The organism is Pseudophaeobacter sp. EL27, from assembly GCF_900313025.1.
Taxonomy (GTDB): Bacteria; Pseudomonadota; Alphaproteobacteria; order Rhodobacterales; family Rhodobacteraceae; genus Pseudophaeobacter.
This window is the reverse complement of the sequence record NZ_OMPQ01000009.1, coordinates 266,346-281,951: the sequence shown is the minus strand read 5'-3', so window position 1 is coordinate 281,951 and position 15,606 is coordinate 266,346. Positions and strand designations below refer to the sequence as shown.

15 protein-coding genes are annotated in these 15,606 nt (G+C 56.4%); 9 read left to right on the top strand and 6 right to left on the bottom strand.

Annotated elements, in window-relative coordinates; translation table 11 throughout:
- Positions 1-11: 11 nt before the first annotated feature.
- A complete protein-coding gene (locus tag ED661_RS09060; protein ID WP_122073601.1) occupies positions 12-968 on the bottom strand; it encodes a hydrogen peroxide-inducible genes activator in 957 nt (318 codons plus the stop codon).
- Positions 969-1,053: 85 nt separating this feature from the next.
- Positions 1,054-2,124, bottom strand: a complete 1,071-nt coding sequence (locus tag ED661_RS09055; RefSeq protein ID WP_122073600.1) for a DUF6456 domain-containing protein — start codon at positions 2,122-2,124, stop codon at positions 1,054-1,056.
- Between the two features lie 238 nt (positions 2,125-2,362).
- On the opposite strand from ED661_RS09055, the gene ED661_RS09050 reads away from it, so the two are divergent.
- Positions 2,363-2,701, top strand: a complete 339-nt coding sequence (locus ED661_RS09050; RefSeq protein ID WP_122073599.1) for a DUF6477 family protein — start codon at positions 2,363-2,365, stop codon at positions 2,699-2,701.
- Between the two features lie 82 nt (positions 2,702-2,783).
- On the opposite strand, the gene ED661_RS09045 is transcribed toward ED661_RS09050, so the two are convergent.
- Positions 2,784-4,328, bottom strand: coding sequence for a trimethylamine methyltransferase family protein (locus tag ED661_RS09045; RefSeq protein ID WP_122073598.1), 1,545 nt, complete (start codon positions 4,326-4,328; stop codon positions 2,784-2,786).
- 253 nt (positions 4,329-4,581) lie between these two features.
- Here ED661_RS09045 and guaA point away from each other — a divergent pair, with 253 nt between their 5' ends.
- The 7 genes from guaA (at position 4,582) to ED661_RS09010 (ending at position 12,071) form a co-directional block, all read left to right on the top strand.
- Positions 4,582-6,150: a glutamine-hydrolyzing GMP synthase gene (guaA, locus tag ED661_RS09040; protein ID WP_122073597.1), complete on the top strand. Its 1,569-nt coding sequence runs from the start codon at positions 4,582-4,584 to the stop codon at positions 6,148-6,150.
- A 144-nt stretch (positions 6,151-6,294) separates the two neighbouring features.
- Positions 6,295-7,176, top strand: a complete 882-nt coding sequence (locus ED661_RS09035) for a DMT family transporter (RefSeq protein ID WP_122073596.1) — start codon at positions 6,295-6,297, stop codon at positions 7,174-7,176.
- Between the two features lie 104 nt (positions 7,177-7,280).
- Entirely contained in the window at positions 7,281-8,405 is a 1,125-nt protein-coding gene (locus ED661_RS09030) for an outer membrane protein transport protein (protein ID WP_122073595.1), read from the top strand.
- Positions 8,406-8,588: 183 nt separating this feature from the next.
- Positions 8,589-9,446, top strand: coding sequence for an ATPase (locus ED661_RS09025; RefSeq protein WP_122073594.1), 858 nt, complete (start codon positions 8,589-8,591; stop codon positions 9,444-9,446).
- 59 nt (positions 9,447-9,505) lie between these two features.
- Positions 9,506-10,444, top strand: coding sequence for a homoserine O-succinyltransferase (gene metA / locus ED661_RS09020; RefSeq protein ID WP_122073593.1), 939 nt, complete (start codon positions 9,506-9,508; stop codon positions 10,442-10,444).
- 150 nt (positions 10,445-10,594) lie between these two features.
- The gene (gene ppk2 / locus ED661_RS09015; RefSeq protein WP_122073592.1) at positions 10,595-11,464 is read left to right on the top strand and encodes a polyphosphate kinase 2; all 870 of its coding nucleotides are present in this window, start codon (positions 10,595-10,597) and stop codon (positions 11,462-11,464) included.
- Positions 11,457-12,071: a TetR/AcrR family transcriptional regulator gene (locus ED661_RS09010; protein ID WP_122073591.1), complete on the top strand. Its 615-nt coding sequence runs from the start codon at positions 11,457-11,459 to the stop codon at positions 12,069-12,071. Before ppk2 ends, ED661_RS09010 begins: the two co-directional genes overlap by 8 nt.
- 103 nt (positions 12,072-12,174) lie before the next feature.
- Here the strand turns inward: ED661_RS09010 and rpsI are convergent, their stop codons facing one another.
- A complete protein-coding gene (rpsI, locus tag ED661_RS09005) occupies positions 12,175-12,660 on the bottom strand; it encodes a 30S ribosomal protein S9 (RefSeq protein WP_122073590.1) in 486 nt (161 codons plus the stop codon).
- A gap of 5 nt (positions 12,661-12,665) precedes the next feature.
- The gene (gene rplM / locus ED661_RS09000; protein ID WP_122073589.1) at positions 12,666-13,124 is read right to left on the bottom strand and encodes a 50S ribosomal protein L13; all 459 of its coding nucleotides are present in this window, start codon (positions 13,122-13,124) and stop codon (positions 12,666-12,668) included.
- Positions 13,125-13,387: 263 nt separating this feature from the next.
- Between rplM and ED661_RS08995 the strand changes: the two genes are divergently transcribed.
- The gene (locus ED661_RS08995) at positions 13,388-14,134 is read left to right on the top strand and encodes a carboxypeptidase (protein ID WP_122073588.1); all 747 of its coding nucleotides are present in this window, start codon (positions 13,388-13,390) and stop codon (positions 14,132-14,134) included.
- A 1-nt stretch (position 14,135) separates the two neighbouring features.
- On the opposite strand, the gene ED661_RS08990 is transcribed toward ED661_RS08995, so the two are convergent.
- Entirely contained in the window at positions 14,136-15,539 is a 1,404-nt protein-coding gene (locus ED661_RS08990) for a PLP-dependent aminotransferase family protein (RefSeq protein ID WP_122073587.1), read from the bottom strand.
- Positions 15,540-15,606 lie beyond the last annotated feature (67 nt).

The window sequence follows — 15,606 nt, the reverse complement described above, 5'->3', positions numbered from 1 at the left end:
GCAGAATACTCTTAGGACACGGGCTCGTCATCGGCGGGCCCGTAGTCTTTTTGGGCCTCGGCAAGAATACCCTGTCCGGTTTGCCGTGCCACCTTGGCCAGTTCCTGGAACCAATCGGCCTCAGCAGTGCTGGCGCGCCGTATCAAACCAATCCGGCGCCTTGGCTGTGGGGCAGCAAAGCGTTGCACACAAAGTCCCTGCGCCGCGGTGCATTCTGCTGCCAGGGCCAGCTCAGGCATCAGGGTGAGGCCAAAGCCAGCCGCGACCAGCCGCGACAGCGTCGCCAGCGACCCTGCCCCCATGTTGATCCCCGAAGCCGTGCGCGCCACACCACAGACCTCCAGCGCCTGATCTGTCAGACAATGGCCGTCCTCCAACAGCATCAGCTGATTTGCCTCCAGATCCGAGGGTTCAACCTTAGGATGGCCGGCATTGACCTGCGCCAGTCGATTGGCCGACCCTGCCAGCAAAAAGTGATCTTCAAACAGCTCTTCTTCCACCAGCCCAGGCCCACCGCTGGGCAGCGCCATAATGGCCACATCCAGAGCGCCACTTTGCAGTGCCTCCAACAGGCGTTCGGTTCTGGCTTCGCGCACCTGGATATTGAGTTGCAGATCATGCGATCGCAGATCCGCCAGCAATCCCGGTAACAAATAGGGCGCGATTGTCGGGATAACCCCCAATGACAGGCTGCGCTGTCCGCTGCTTTGATCCCGCGCCAAACGGCCCAACCGCCCTGCGGCCAATAGGATTTCTTCTGCTTGGGCCAATACTTCGCGTCCAAAGGGGGTCAAGATCACATCCCGCGCCCGCCGCTCCACCAGAATGCCCCCCATCAGGTCTTCCAGTGCCTTGATCTGCACTGAAAGCGCCGGCTGCGAGACATGACAGGCCTGAGCTGCACGACCAAAATTGCGATGCTCGCAAAGCGCCTTAAAATATCCAAGCTGTCGCAGTGTAAAGTTCATAGCTGATACTTATCAAATCCACCAGTAGCCACAAGATCCGACTATAGCATGGAAGCGGATGGAGGGTTTTCTTTTTGCTGGCAGGCTAGCCGATCAGCTGGTTACTGCGCGCCTCCCCAAGGCGCTCATCCATCTCATCATAAAAGGCTTTCAACTGACCTAGCGCGATCCGCAGAACAATTTTGCCCGAGCGCGCTGACCACCCGAGCTGACGTTCGGCGACCTCCAGGCCTTCGAGATGGCAGCAACACCGAAGGGCAATATCGTTGAGGCCAGGCCCCAGGGCCGCCATCGCCTCTGCTGCCCGCTTCTTCGCAGCGGCCGAGGCTGCGCTCTGCTTTGGTGGCAGGGCACGCCCACAGCTCTCCGACGTCGCAAAGTAAGCCCTGCCCTGCGCCAGGTGATCACCGATCTGGGCCAGTTCAAAACCCTCACGCAGACGCTTTCCCGCATCCACCAAGGCCCGCGCCAGAAAGGGCTCGCCGCTTTTGTCATGCAATCGCGCCAGCATATCCAACGGGGTTTCCCCCAGACCGTAGCGTGTGCGGCGGTCCTTGACCTTGTCGCCCTGCTTGGGAAGAAACCCGCTCTGAGCCTCGCTGAATCCCTGCTCCAGCTTAGCGCGGGCTTGGTTCTCTCGCTCCGCCATCAAACGACTATAAAATGTTCGCCCCATTGGCGTGATGTGATAGCGCCGCAGGCGGCCTGGCCTGGTACAGCCGATCCAGCCCAAAAGCGCCAAATTGCCGGCCAAGCCCTGTTCGACCGCAAATTTACTCATCATGGCCTCGCCTTCTCTGACGACAACCGCCTTTTCCATCCCCTCCACAACAGCCAGAACTGCCCCACTTTGACAAAGCCGGGCCAGGACCTCCAGCGCGGCGGCTTTTAGCATTACCGCATCGGTGAACTGACGGTATTTGGGCGCGGTCTGCCCGTCAAAATGCGCCACCGCCAATTCGCATATGGCGCAGTCGACCAGGGGATCATCTCGGCGATTTTCGACACGCCGTATTTGTCGCAAGACTGTCGAAGGATGGCATTTCAAATCTCTTGCCAATTGCCGGATCGAGCAACCGCCTTCGGTGTGATCCAGATATCTCTGCACCTCTGGAGGAACCCATTCCGGGAGTGTTTGTGCCGATTGTCTTTGCATGAATGCTGATCTCCCGTCGTCAGCCAGGCAAACAGTCCACATTCCGCCCCCAAGGTTTCCCACAAGGACAGAGAGTTTACCCACCTGATTTTGAACAGAACTTTGAATTATCCATCATTGTTTCCAAAAATAGATCAATCAACAAACAATAGACCGTGCGGCGAACATGCCGTCTCGGCAACACCCGCTAGAGTTGTGTTATGGCAAAAACCACACGTACAGCAGAAGGGACAGTTCAATGCAGGATCTCCTAAGCCGTCTAAAGAACCTTCACCGGCCCAGACTTCTGGTGAGAACCGCTCGAATTGGCGCCAGCTCCTATAGCCGTGACCGGGATCTGTGCAGAATTCTCGGGTATGGAAAACCACCAAGACCCGCCGCCGCCATCTTGCGACTATTGGACTATGAACATGAGGTGAACCAACAGCGCCTCAACGGTGATGCAGGCTATGTCATCACGCGCCATGTCGACATCCTGATTGCCCTGGTCGGGGAAGCGGAATACTTGGCCGCCCCAACCCGGCACGAGATATCCCAAGAAACACCAGCGCAAAGTGGCAATTCATTTCCCAACTAAAACGGGCGGTAGCTCTCACAGCCACCGCCCGTCATTCTCGCCTTAAACGGGAGTAAATCACCCAATCAAGACAGCATTAAAACTACATGAAAGTATCTGGCGACGCCGCCTTTTTCTCAGCGACATAGGCTTCCAGGGCCTCCCTGATTGCCGGATCCAGCGCAGGTGCCTGATAGTTCGACAACAGATAGTCCACCCGGTTGGTCGCCAGCGTATAGGTATCGCGTGCGCCCTCTTCTTCCCAGGTTTCAAAAGGTTTGTAGTCGAGCAATTCGGATTTCCAAAAGGCCGTCTTAAAGTTTGCCTGTGTATGGGCGCAGCCAAGGTAATGACCGCCAGGACCAACTTCGCGGATCGCATCCAGCGCCTGTGCCTCTTCATCCATATCGACACCCTTGGCCAATCCGTGCAGCACGCCCAGCTGATCGGCGTCCATGACGAATTTTTCAAAGTCAGCCACCAGACCACCTTCGAGCCAGCCACAGGAGTGCAGCATGAAGTTCACGCCGGACATCAGCCCCATGTTCAGCGAGTTTGCGGTTTCATAGGCCGCCTGCGCATCCGGGATCTTGGAGCCACAAAAAGACCCGGATGAGCGGAACGGCAGGTTCATGCGCCGCGCCAACTGGCCCGCGCCATAGGTGATAAGCGAGGCTTCCGGAGTACCAAAGGTCGGCGCGCCAGAATTCATGTCGATGGAGGTCACCATTGCCCCAAAGATCGCAGGGGCGCCAGGGCGCACCAACTGGCTATAGGCAACACCCGCCATGACCTCGGCCAGAACCTGGGTCAGGGTACCAGCAACCGAAACAGGCGCCATGGCACCGCCCACAATAAAGGGCGAGATGATGCAGGCCTGGTTGTTGGCCGCATAGATCTCCAAGGACCCCATCATCACATCGTCAAAAGTCATTGGCGAGTTGATATTGGTCAGCGATGTCATCACGGTGTTGTTCTGTACGAACTCCTTACCAAACAGGATTTCGCACATCTCAATCGAATCCTGTGCCCGGCTTGGCTCTGTCACCGAGCCCATGAAGGGCTTGTCCGACAGGGTCATATGGGCCAGCAGCATATCCAGGTGACGTTTGTTTACCGGAATATCCGTAGGCTCGCAGACTGTCCCGCCTGAGTGGTGCAGCCATTTGGACATATAGGCCAGTTTTACGAACTTGTTGAAATCTTCCATGGTGGCATAACGGCGGCCACCTTTGGCATCCCGCACAAAGGGAGGGCCGTAAACAGGTGCCAGCACCATGTTCTTGCCACCAACAACCACCGATTTTTCCGGGTTGCGGGCATGCTGAGTGAATTCAGAAGGGGCCGTCTTGCACAGCTCGCGCGCCAGACCACGTGGGATACGGACACGTTCGCCCTGAACATCTGCACCCGCATCACGCCAGCGCTGCAGGGCCGCCGGGTTGTCCACAAAATTGACGCCGACCTCTTCGAGGATGATGTCAGCGTTATTTTCGATGGTCTCCAATGCCTCATCGGACAGGACCTCGAAGTTGGGGATGTTGCGCTGAATGTACTTTGCGGTCTCGATCTTGATGCTGGTACGTTCTGCGCGACGGGCGGCGCCGCCGCCACCTCGGCTCCGACGACGTGGTGCTTCTTCAGCCATGGTCAGCCCTCTTTGAAGGAATTTCGTTGGACGATATTTAGCCCGCCGCCTGAGGCCTTCGCCGAAGGATAACGGCCTATCCGGTTGGAAAGCGACATCCTCACTGTATTTTTGACGCAAACCGGAGCTTCTTCCGGCCAAGGCCCAGGCCTTGCCCCCCATAAGCACAAGATTGGCAAAGTTTTGCGCCCAGTCCCCCCTGTGGCACAACTGTCCTCTTGCCAGAGCGCAGCGCAGGGCCTATGAGCCAAACATGAGCCAGACATCCCATGACCGCCTTCTTATCATAGACTTTGGCAGCCAGGTGACGCAGCTGATTGCGCGCCGCCTGCGTGAGCTGAATGTCTATTGCGAAATTCACCCCTACCAGAACGTCACGATGGATTTTGTGCGCCAGATGGCGCCCAAGGCCGTGATCTTTTCCGGTGGCCCAGACAGCGTGACCCGCGAGGGCAGCCCCCGCGTGCCGCAAGAGATTTTTGACTACGGCGTGCCAATTCTTGGCATATGCTACGGTCAGCAGGTGATGATGCACCAGCTGGGCGGTATGGTCGAAAGCGGCCATGGCACCGCCGAGTTTGGTCGCGCCTATGTAAAACCAGCTGTCGCTTCCCTGCCACTGCTGGAGGGCTGGTTCCAGGATGACGAAGACCGCGAACAGGTCTGGATGTCGCACGGCGACCACGTCAGCAAGATCGCTCCGGGTTTTGAGGTCTACGGCACCTCCCCCAATGCGCCCTATGCCATCACCGCAGATGCTGCGCGCAATTTCTACGCCGTGCAGTTCCACCCCGAGGTGCACCACACCCCCAATGGCGCCAAGCTCTATGAGAATTTTGTGCGCCTGGCTGGTTTCAGCGGCGACTGGACCATGGGTCTGTACCGCGAACAGGCCATTGAAGCCATCCGCGAACAGGTCGGCGACAAAAAGGTCATCTGCGGCCTTTCGGGCGGCGTCGATAGCTCGGTCACCGCAGTCTTGCTGCACGAAGCCATTGGCGATCAGCTCACTTGTGTCTTTGTTGACCACGGCTTGCTGCGCAAAGGTGAGGCCGAAGAGGTCGTCACCATGTTCCGTGACAACTACAATATGCAATTCATCCACGCCGATGAGCAGGATCTGTTCCTGGGCGAGCTGGAGGGTCAATCCGACCCCGAGACCAAGCGCAAGATCATCGGCAAGCTGTTCATTGATGTGTTCCAGAAACATGCCAACTCTATTGAGGGCGCAGAATTCCTGGCGCAGGGCACGCTTTACCCGGATGTGATTGAATCGGTGAGCTTCTCTGGCGGACCATCTGTCACCATCAAAAGCCATCATAATGTTGGTGGACTGCCCGAAAAAATGGGTCTGAAACTGGTTGAGCCGCTGCGCGAACTGTTCAAGGATGAGGTCCGGGCTCTGGGCCGTGAGCTCGGCCTGCCGGCCAGCTTCATTGGTCGTCATCCTTTCCCCGGGCCTGGCCTGGCAATCCGTTGCCCCGGCGAGATCACCCGCGAGAAACTGGATATCCTGCGCGAGGCGGATGCCGTTTATATCGATCAGATCCGCAAACATGGTCTTTATGATGAGATCTGGCAGGCCTTTGTCGCCATCCTTCCAGTGCGTACTGTTGGGGTGATGGGCGACGGCCGCACCTATGATTTTGCCTGCGCTCTGCGCGCGGTGACCTCGGTGGATGGCATGACGGCAGATTACTACCCCTTCACCCATGAATTCCTGGGCGAAACCGCCACCCGGATCATCAACGAGGTAAAGGGTATCAACCGCTGCACCTATGACATCACCTCCAAGCCTCCGGGTACTATCGAGTGGGAATAACCTCCACTCTCCCTGAAGCTCTCATTCGCCCCGGCCAAGTGCCGGGGCTTTGTTTTGCGCCATCACCCCGCTTCGCCCATTGACCCAAAGCCCCAAATGGCGTTCCTGTTGCGACCAGAGCCCAGGCCAGTAAAGGACTTCCAGATGCCCAGCGATAACAATGTTTTGCGCGCAGCACTGTGGATGCTCGGTGCGATTGGCTCGTTTTCCGCCATGGCCATTGCGGGACGCGAGGCCAGTCTTGACCTCGATACCTTTGAGATCATGACCTATCGCAGCCTGGTTGGCGTCATCATCGTGACAATACTGATCACCGCAACCCGGAGCTGGAACGGTGTGAAAACCGACCGAATGGGGTTTCACCTGGTCCGAAACCTGGCCCATTTCACTGGCCAGAACCTCTGGTTTTACGCCGTCACCCTGATCCCTCTGGCCCAGGTTTTTGCATTGGAATTCACCTCACCGCTTTGGGTCATTGTTCTGGCACCCCTGATCCTGGGAGAAAAACTGACAAAGCTGCGGGCCTTGTCAGCCATGATGGGGTTCATCGGCATTCTCATCGTCGCCCGCCCGGCCCCAGAAAGCCTAAATGCCGGAGTCTTGGCAGCTGCAAGCTGTGCGATCTTTTTTGCCCTCACGGCCATGTTCACCAAACGCTTGACCAGACACGAAGGTATTGCCTCGATCCTGTTCTGGCTTACGCTGATGCAATTGCTGATGGGGCTGATTATGGCCGGCTGGGACGGAGACATCACCCTGCCGGATGGTCGGACTATGCCGTGGATCATTCTGATTGGCCTTGCAGGGCTGACAGCCCATTTCTGCCTCACCACCGCACTCACCCTCGCGCCTGCCACGGCTGTTGTGCCGATCGATTTTGCCCGTCTGCCCCTGATCGCAGTTTTGGGAATGCTTATATATGGTGAGCAACTCGATCTGTGGGTTTTTGTAGGTGCTGTCATCATTTGCGCCGCGAATCTGCTCAATTTGAGAGCTGTTGACTCACGAAAAGTCGCCAAAACGTGAGCTGAATACGCACAAAGTTGCCGTCTGGTTAACATTGATTCAAAATACACCTTACTTCTAACCTCTCGAAAAGAGGCCATAAAGCCTTTCATCGGGAGGAATACATGAAACATTACGTTGCTGTGCCTTTGGCATTGGCAGCACTCTCTAGTGCTGCCCAGGCGGGAGGGCTGGATCGAACCGGCCAGTCCATCGACATACTTTTTGAGAATGGAAATTACGCCGAGTTTTCAATTGGCCGCGCGGACCCCAGCCTTAACGGTCGCGATGAGGTCCTGTTCAATCCAGCACGCTCGCCCAGCGGGAATGTGGCGCAGGCCTTTAACCAGGCGGGTGCCGGGTTCAAGCTCGATATCAATGACCGGCTTTCCTTTGCCATGATCTATGATCAACCCTGGGGGTCGGACATCAGCTATGCACCGGCAAATGCCAACCCACTGACACCAGGATCAGCCCTGTTGGGCGGCACCCAGGCCTTTGCGGAATCCGATGCCATCACTGGCCTGCTGCGCTACAAGTTCAATGACCGCTTCAGCCTGCATGGTGGTTTGCGCTGGCAACAGGTCGAGGGCAACATTACCCTGAACGGCGCCGCCTATGGTGCGTTGTCTGGCTATTCTGTCAAAATCGAGCGAGACCGCGCTCTGGGCTGGGTAGCAGGTGCTGCCTATGAGATTCCGGATATCGCTCTGCGGGTAGCTCTTACCTATAACTCTGAAATTGAACATGAATTCAGAACAACTGAGAGTCTCAATCCTGCGATCAATACAACAACCACAACCAAGACGCCCCAATCGGTGAACCTGGATTTCCAAACCGGTATCGCCCCCAATACCCTGTTGATGGGTGGAATCCGCTGGGCAGATCATAGCGAGACCAAATTGAGGCCTTCCCTTGCGGGAGTTGATCTTATTGATCTGGAAGATTCCACAACCTTCAGCCTTGGAGTGGCGCGTCGGTTCAACGAGAATTGGTCCGGTTCAATCTTATTTGAACTTGAAGAAGCCAGTGATGACAATCTTGTCTCCCCGCTCGCGCCAACCAACGGCTATCAGAGCGTCGCCATTGGCCTGCAATACACCCAGGACAAGCTCAAGATTTCTGGTGGAATACGATACACCAAACTTGGCAGCGCTTTTGCTGAAACCGGAACGCCAGATGTGGCGCGCGCCGGCTTCACCGGTAGCGATGCCGTGAGCTTTGGCTTCAAGGTTGGCTACTATTTCTGAACCTGACTTTGGTCAGTGTCGGACTAGAAACACCAACGAGCTCTCGTCCCTGTGGCGGGGGCTTGTTTACTTGGATCTCAAGCCCGTTTTCACCAAAGCAAGCCTTGCATTTTCCGAGTTTGAATTGACCAGGCCGGCCCAGAGCACTAGCAAGGCATGAAACCAAAATAATCTGGAACGCCGATGCTCTATTCTTCCGCACAAGACTGGCGCGATGCGCCGCAAAAACGGGTTTTGTTTTTTGGGATGTCTGGTCTGGGCAAGACCTATGTCAGCAATATCCTGCGCAGTGCGGGCAGCTGGTTTCACTACTCGATCGATTACCGCATCGGCACCCGCTACATGGGGGAATACATCGCCGACAACGCCAAGGCCGAGGCGATGAAGAACCCGTTTCTGCGCGACCTCTTGCTGTCGGATTCGATCTATATCGGCTCCAATATTACCTTTGAAAACCTGACCCCGGTCTCTTCTTACCTTGGCAAGCCAGGCGATCCTGCCAAGGGCGGGCTTGAGATGCAGGAATACAGCCGCCGTCAGGACCAGTTCCGCATGGCCGAGGTGCACGCGCTGCTCGACACGGCCCATTTTGCCGATCGCGCCAGCCGCCTTTATGACTACCCCAATTTCATCTGCGACACCGGCGGGTCGATCTGCGAATGGGTTGATGCCAATGATCCCAATGATCAGATCCTGAAAGAGCTGTCCAAACAATGCCTTATGGTTTGGATCAAAGGCGATGACGCCCATACCGAAGAGCTGATCCGCCGCTTTGACCGCGCGCCCAAACCGATGTCCTATCAACCGGAATTCCTGCAGAGGACATGGGAAGACTATCTCAACCAAATGGGCCTATCAGAGGGTGATGTTGATCCTGACGCCTTTATTCGCTGGACCTATTCGCAGGCCCTGGCGCATCGCCAGCCGCGCTACGCGGCGATGGCAAAAAACTGGGGCGTCACTGTTACCGCGGATCAAATCTCTGCGGTTAAAACCGAGGGTGATTTCAATGAGTTGATCGCCCGGACACTTGAGCCTTAAGCCAAACCTGCCTATCTATCAGAACTCCGCAATTCTGCGCCTAAAACCGAGGACCTGACATGCCTATCAAGATCCCTTCTGACCTGCCCGCCTATGACGTTCTGACGAACGAAGGCGTCATGGTCATGTCGCCGGATCAGGCGGCCCGTCAGGACATTCGCCCCCTGCGCATCGGCTTGCTCAATCTGATGCCAAAAAAAATCCAGACGGAAAATCAGTTTGCCCGGCTGATTGGCGCTACGCCGCTACAGATCGACCTCACCCTGATCCGCATGACCGAGCATCAGACCCGCAACACGGCGGCTGAACATATGGAGGAGTTTTATCGCTCCTTCCAGGAGGTCAAGGATCAGAAATTTGACGGGCTGCTGATTACCGGCGCCCCGATTGAGCATCTGCCCTTTGAAGACGTCACCTATTGGCAGGAACTCTGCGAGGTCTTTGACTGGACCCAGACCAATGTGCATTCCACCTTTGGCGTCTGCTGGGGTGGCATGGCGATGATCAACTATTTCAACGGCGTGAGAAAGCACATGCTTGATCACAAGGCCTTTGGCTGCTTCCGTCATCAGAACATAACCCCGACCTCTCCCTATCTGCGCGGCTTTTCGGATGACTGTGTCATCCCGGTCTCCCGCTGGACTGAAATCCGCCAAGATGAGGTAGATGGATGCCCCGGGCTGAGCACCCTGTTGGGCAGCAGTGAATCCGGTCCCTGCCTGATTGAAGATCCTGCCCACCGGGCGCTCTATATCTTCAATCACTTTGAATATGACAGCGACACTCTGAAACAGGAATATGACCGAGATGTCGCTGCCGGCACCGAGATAAATGTTCCGCAAAACTACTACCCGGACGATGATCCCAGCCGGGAACCACAAAATCGTTGGCGCAGTCACGCCCATCTTCTCTACGGGAACTGGATCAATGAGATCTATGAGACCACCCCCTACGAGATTGAGCGGATCGGGGTCGATAAAACGGATCTACGCGCCTGAACCGCGCAAGAGGAGGCCGCTGCGCTAGCCCCTCCTCCCACATCTGATCTGGTCTCTTTACTCAGATGGGGTGCAAGCGCTGGAGTAAAAGCGATTCACATTTCCTGCCTCTTTGTCCTATAAAGGGCTGAGGACAGAAGGGTTTTAACCATGACACTGCCATTTGACGGCGCCATCAGCAGCTATTTCAAAAGCAAAGCCCCAAAAGAGGTGGCAACAAGCATCAAGGGCAGTGACAAGAGTGACATCCTGGCGCCCAACTTCCCCTACGCCGAGCGCATGGGGCGCAAGGATTATGAGAAAGAAATCAAATCTTTGCAGGTTGAGCTGGTCAAGCTTCAGGCCTGGGTCAAAGACAGCGGTGCACGGATCGCCATTGTCTTTGAGGGGCGGGACGCGGCAGGCAAGGGCGGGACCATCAAGCGGTTTCGGGAGAACCTCAACCCGCGCGGCGCCCGTGTCGTCGCTCTTTCCAAACCCAGCGAACCAGAGCAAAGCCAGTGGTATTTCCAGCGCTACGTTGATCACCTGCCTTCTGGTGGGGAGATCACCTTTTTTGACCGCAGCTGGTACAATCGCGGCGTGGTGGAACATGTCTTTGGCTTTTGTACGCCAGAGCAACGCAAAAGGTTCTTTCGTCAGGTTGGCGGCTTTGAGGAAGCCCTGGTTGATGATGGGATCATTCTGTTCAAATTCTGGCTGAATGTCAGCCGCGCCGAACAACTGCGTCGCTTTCTGGCCCGCGAGGGGGATCCGTTGAAACAATGGAAACTGAGCCCCATCGACGTCAAAGGCCTGGAGAAATGGGATGAATATTCCAGCGCCATCAACGAAACCCTCACCAAGAGCCATAGCGCCCATGCGCCCTGGACAGTGATCCGCTCCGACGACAAGCGGCGCGCCAGGCTCTCGGCCATTCGCACTGTTCTGCATGCCATTGACTATAAAAACAAAGACGAGAAAGCCATCGGTGCCGTGAATGAAAATATCTGCATCGGGCCGGAAAACTGGGATGCCTAAGCGCGGCTATCATCACGGCAATCTGCGGCAGGCTCTGGTCGAGGCGGCTTTGCGCCTGATCGAAGCAAAAGGGCCGACCGGCTTTACCCTGTCGGAGGCCGCCAAACAGGCCGGGGTCACCCCAGCCGCGGTCTATCGTCATTTTGAGGGCCGCGAAGATCTGATTGCCGAGGCCGCGCGCCAGGGCTTTTTGATGTTTGCCGATCTGATGCAGCATGCCTATGACAAGTATCAGCCCTCGCCCCTGGCGGCATTTGAGGCCACAGGCCGTGCCTATCTGGCCTTTGCCCGCAAACATCCCGGTCACTATATCGCCATGTTTGAGAGCGGGATTTCCAGCAATCGTTCGCCGGAACTGGCCAATGCAGCACATCGTGCCCGCAATATCCTGGAACGTGCCGCCGATGATCTGAGCCAGCAGATCCCCGAAGATCGGCGCCCGCCTGCCTCGATGTTTTCAGCCCATATTCTGGCGATGAGCCATGGTGTGGTGGAGCTCTATGCCCGCAACACCCCCGGAGCCACCTCGCCCTTTCCGCCCGAAGATCTGTTGGAAAGCGGCATCGGCATCTATTTGCGCGGACTGGGGCTGATCGGCCAGGACTAGGCTCCCTGTGCCCCAGCTTCCGCATTTCCTGCGAAACCCTATCCCCCCATAAGAAAAGGGCCCGCCACTGGCGAGCCCTTTGATCCAGAAGGATCTTTGTAATTTAGCGCTTGGAGAACTGGAAGGAACGACGCGCTTTGCGGCGGCCAAACTTCTTACGTTCAACAACACGGCTGTCGCGTGTCAGGAAGCCAGCGGCTTTCAGAGCACCGCGCAGGGCGGGATCATAAAGCTGCAGAGCTTTGGAAACGCCGTGCTTAACCGCACCGGCCTGACCGGAAAGACCGCCACCTTTGACTGTCGCGTAGACGTCAAACTGGTCTTCGACACCTGCAACCGTGAACGGCTGACGCAGGATCATCTGCAGCACCGGACGGGCAAAGTAGTCTTTCATTTCTTTACCGTTCACCACAACCTTGCCGGAGCCAGGCTTGATCCAGACGCGGGCAACCGCATCTTTACGCTTACCTGTGGCGTAGGAGCGGCCCAGTTCGTCACGAACGGGTTCACGGGAAATGGTTTCTTCGGCGATCACTTCGACGCCAGCAACGGCGCTCAGCTCTTCGAGAGTGTTGATCTGATCAGACATCGATATCAGCTCCGCGTGTTTTTCTTGTTCATGGACTTCACGTCCAGAACTTCGGGCGCCTGGGCTTCATGCCCGTGCTCGGTGCCAGCATAGATGCGCAGGTTGGTCATCTGCTGGCGCGACAGGCGGTTGCCTGGCAGCATGCGCTTGACGGCCTGATAGACAACACGCTCGGGGTGCTTGCCTTCCAGGATTTCCTGCTTGGTGCGGGACTTGATGCCACCGGGGTGACCGGTGTGCCAGTAGAAGTGCTCGTCGCGCTTCTTGCCGGTCATCTGGATTTTTTCAGCATTGATCACGATGACGTTGTCACCCATGTCCATATGCGGAGTGAATGTGGCTTTGTGCTTACCACGCAGGCGCATGGCAATGATCGATGCGAGACGGCCCAGCACCACGCCTTCGGCGTCGATGATGATCCATTTCTTGTCGATATCTGCCGGTGTAGCAGAGAAGGTTTTCATGGCAGGTCAATCCTGTTTGTCGTGACGACGCAGAACAAAGGTCCAGCGCCCGATTTGATGTGAGGGGTCTACGGTGTTGAAAGCCCTGGGTCAACACCAAGTACCAAGTTTAAATAATGCAAAAACAATAACTTATCAATTAGGTATCATAATACCCCAAAGTTTTCTCTCGGACATTTGGAGAATTAGTCAACCTATGCGATACTAAGACACCATTAAGCACGCAAAGATAATACGGGATTAGTAAACACGAGGATTTTAGGATGCTTGACCTTAAGCCACTGGACAAAATTGATCCAGGAACTCAACTCTCCGACCTGAACAAAACCAAGCTGTCAGCTATACAACGCGGTCTTGCGATCTGCGGTTACCCGGTAGGGGATGTGGATGGGCTGCATGGGCCGAAGACCCGAAATGCATTTGCAGAACTGGTCTCCGATACCGGACATGGCCACACATCCCTGGTTTCGGAAGAGATCCTGAGTTACCTGAAATCACGCAACAAAAAGCTGATCACAATTCTGGCAAGCCCAAGCTCCACCAAAGAGGATGTGAAGGAACAGATTTCCGCGATGTTCAAATTCATAGGCCTACCCCTGACAACGCAGATCGCCTATGGGCTTGCCACGACACAATGGGAAACGGCGCATACCTTTGAACCGGTCCGCGAAGCCTTTTGGCTGTCAGAATCCTGGCGCAAGAAAAACCTGCGATACTACCCCTATTATGGGCGCGGCTATGTACAGCTGACCTGGGAGAATAACTACAGGATGTACAGCGGCATTCTCAGCCTTGATCTGCTTGGGGACCCGGATCTTGCCATGCGACCGGATGTGGCGCTTTTTGTTCTGGCGCATGGGATGAAGACCGGCACATTCACCCAGCGCACACTGGAGCAATACGTCAATCGCAAGGGCACCGACTTCTTCAATGCGCGCAAGGTCATCAATGGGCTCGACAAGGCCGGCAAAATCGCCGCCATTGCCGAGCAGTACCAAAGCGACCTCTAGCTCAAACGCTGATCTGTTCTGGCGGATTATCCAGCAGGGCTCGCAGCCGCAGCATGGCCTCCTCAAACCGTTTGAGGCTGACATGGCCGTTGACGCAGATGCGCACGGCATTAGGCGCGCGCCCATCGCGCAGGGCAAATTCATCCGCCGACCGGATCTGCACCCCCTTGGCCTCAGCCGCACGGGTAAAGGCGGCAGAACGCCAGCCTGCGGGCAGCTTCAGCCATACAAACGGCACCTCATCGTTCCAGACCAGCTCAAACCCACCCAGGGCGTTCACCGCAACACGGACATATTTGGCCATTTCCCGGCGCACCTCCAAGGCCAGCGCTTTGGTGCGGGGATCTGACAGCAGGATCCGGGTGATCTCCGCCAGCGGCTGCGCCAGCCCAAAGTAGCTATATTCCGCTGCCCGGCGCAGATCCTGCGACCGCCCTGTTGGTGCCAGGGCAAATCCAACCCGCAGCGCCGGGGTCAGGTTTTTGGAGATCGAAACTACATGCCAGGTCATATCCGGTGCTAATGCGCGATAGCTTGGCGCCTTGGCCTCTCCCATGCGGTAGCAATCATCCTCGACGATCTGCACCCCATGGCGGCGCGCAACTTCGACGATCTCTTGGCGGCGTTTCAGCGGGGTGAACAGGCCGGTCGGATTGTGCACTTCTGGACTGGTACAAAGCACCTGCGCACCGGATTTCCGAATCGCCAGTTCCAGTGACCCTGGTACAATCCCCTGTTCATCCATGGCCACTCCGACAACTTTGGCTCGCAGCAGCTCCGCGGCACGGCGGAATCCCGCATAGGACAGATCCTCCACCAGGATCACCGGCTGCGGATCCCGTAGCAGAGTCTGCAACACGGTCAGGATCCCGTTTTGACCACCATGGGTCAGCACCACATCGGCCTCCCCCAATGGCCCCAGCGCTTGGCCCTCCAGCCACTGAACCACGGCCTGCCGCACCGGCAGATAGGCATCCCGCGTCGGGTAATTCAAAAACAACAAGGGATCGCCCTTGGAGACCTGTTCCATCGCCTGCCGCAGGGCAGCAACCTGTCCAACATCCACCATACGTGGACTAAACAGACTGACATGATGCGGATCCTTGGCTTCTTGCAGGTGTAGCTCGCGCGACCAGACATCATCCATCACACGGTTTTGCCGCTCTGCAACAAAGGTGCCGCGGCCAACTTCTGCCTGCAACAACCCCTCATCCGTCAGCACCGTATAAGCACGCGCCACGGTGCCCGGGGTGATCTTGAGCTGATAGGCCAATTCGCGCACCGGCGGCAGCTTTGTACCACACTGTAATACCCCATCATCAACGGCCGAGCGAATGGTATCCGCGACCCGCTGGTATTTTGGTCCCGACTTACCATCGAGATCCGGCGCCCAAATTGTACCCATTACAATCCATCCTTAGACAGTTAGACTTAGACATTGTATCAGAACACTGTAACAAAACATTGGGATT

Coding starts and splice junctions, on each gene's coding strand:
- ED661_RS09050 (WP_122073599.1), top strand. CDS start 2,363: ATGCAGGATCTCCTAAGCCGTCTAAAGAACCTTCACCGGCCCAGACTT.
- ED661_RS08990 (WP_122073587.1), bottom strand. CDS start 15,539: ATGGGTACAATTTGGGCGCCGGATCTCGATGGTAAGTCGGGACCAAAA.
- metA (WP_122073593.1), top strand. CDS start 9,506: ATGCCTATCAAGATCCCTTCTGACCTGCCCGCCTATGACGTTCTGACG.
- rplM (WP_122073589.1), bottom strand. CDS start 13,124: ATGAAAACCTTCTCTGCTACACCGGCAGATATCGACAAGAAATGGATC.
- ED661_RS09010 (WP_122073591.1), top strand. CDS start 11,457: ATGCCTAAGCGCGGCTATCATCACGGCAATCTGCGGCAGGCTCTGGTC.
- ED661_RS09055 (WP_122073600.1), bottom strand. CDS start 2,124: ATGCAAAGACAATCGGCACAAACACTCCCGGAATGGGTTCCTCCAGAG.
- ED661_RS09025 (WP_122073594.1), top strand. CDS start 8,589: ATGCTCTATTCTTCCGCACAAGACTGGCGCGATGCGCCGCAAAAACGG.
- ED661_RS09035 (WP_122073596.1), top strand. CDS start 6,295: ATGCCCAGCGATAACAATGTTTTGCGCGCAGCACTGTGGATGCTCGGT.
- ED661_RS09030 (WP_122073595.1), top strand. CDS start 7,281: ATGAAACATTACGTTGCTGTGCCTTTGGCATTGGCAGCACTCTCTAGT.
- ED661_RS08995 (WP_122073588.1), top strand. CDS start 13,388: ATGCTTGACCTTAAGCCACTGGACAAAATTGATCCAGGAACTCAACTC.
- rpsI (WP_122073590.1), bottom strand. CDS start 12,660: ATGTCTGATCAGATCAACACTCTCGAAGAGCTGAGCGCCGTTGCTGGC.
- ED661_RS09045 (WP_122073598.1), bottom strand. CDS start 4,328: ATGGCTGAAGAAGCACCACGTCGTCGGAGCCGAGGTGGCGGCGGCGCC.
- guaA (WP_122073597.1), top strand. CDS start 4,582: ATGAGCCAGACATCCCATGACCGCCTTCTTATCATAGACTTTGGCAGC.
- ppk2 (WP_122073592.1), top strand. CDS start 10,595: ATGACACTGCCATTTGACGGCGCCATCAGCAGCTATTTCAAAAGCAAA.
- ED661_RS09060 (WP_122073601.1), bottom strand. CDS start 968: ATGAACTTTACACTGCGACAGCTTGGATATTTTAAGGCGCTTTGCGAG.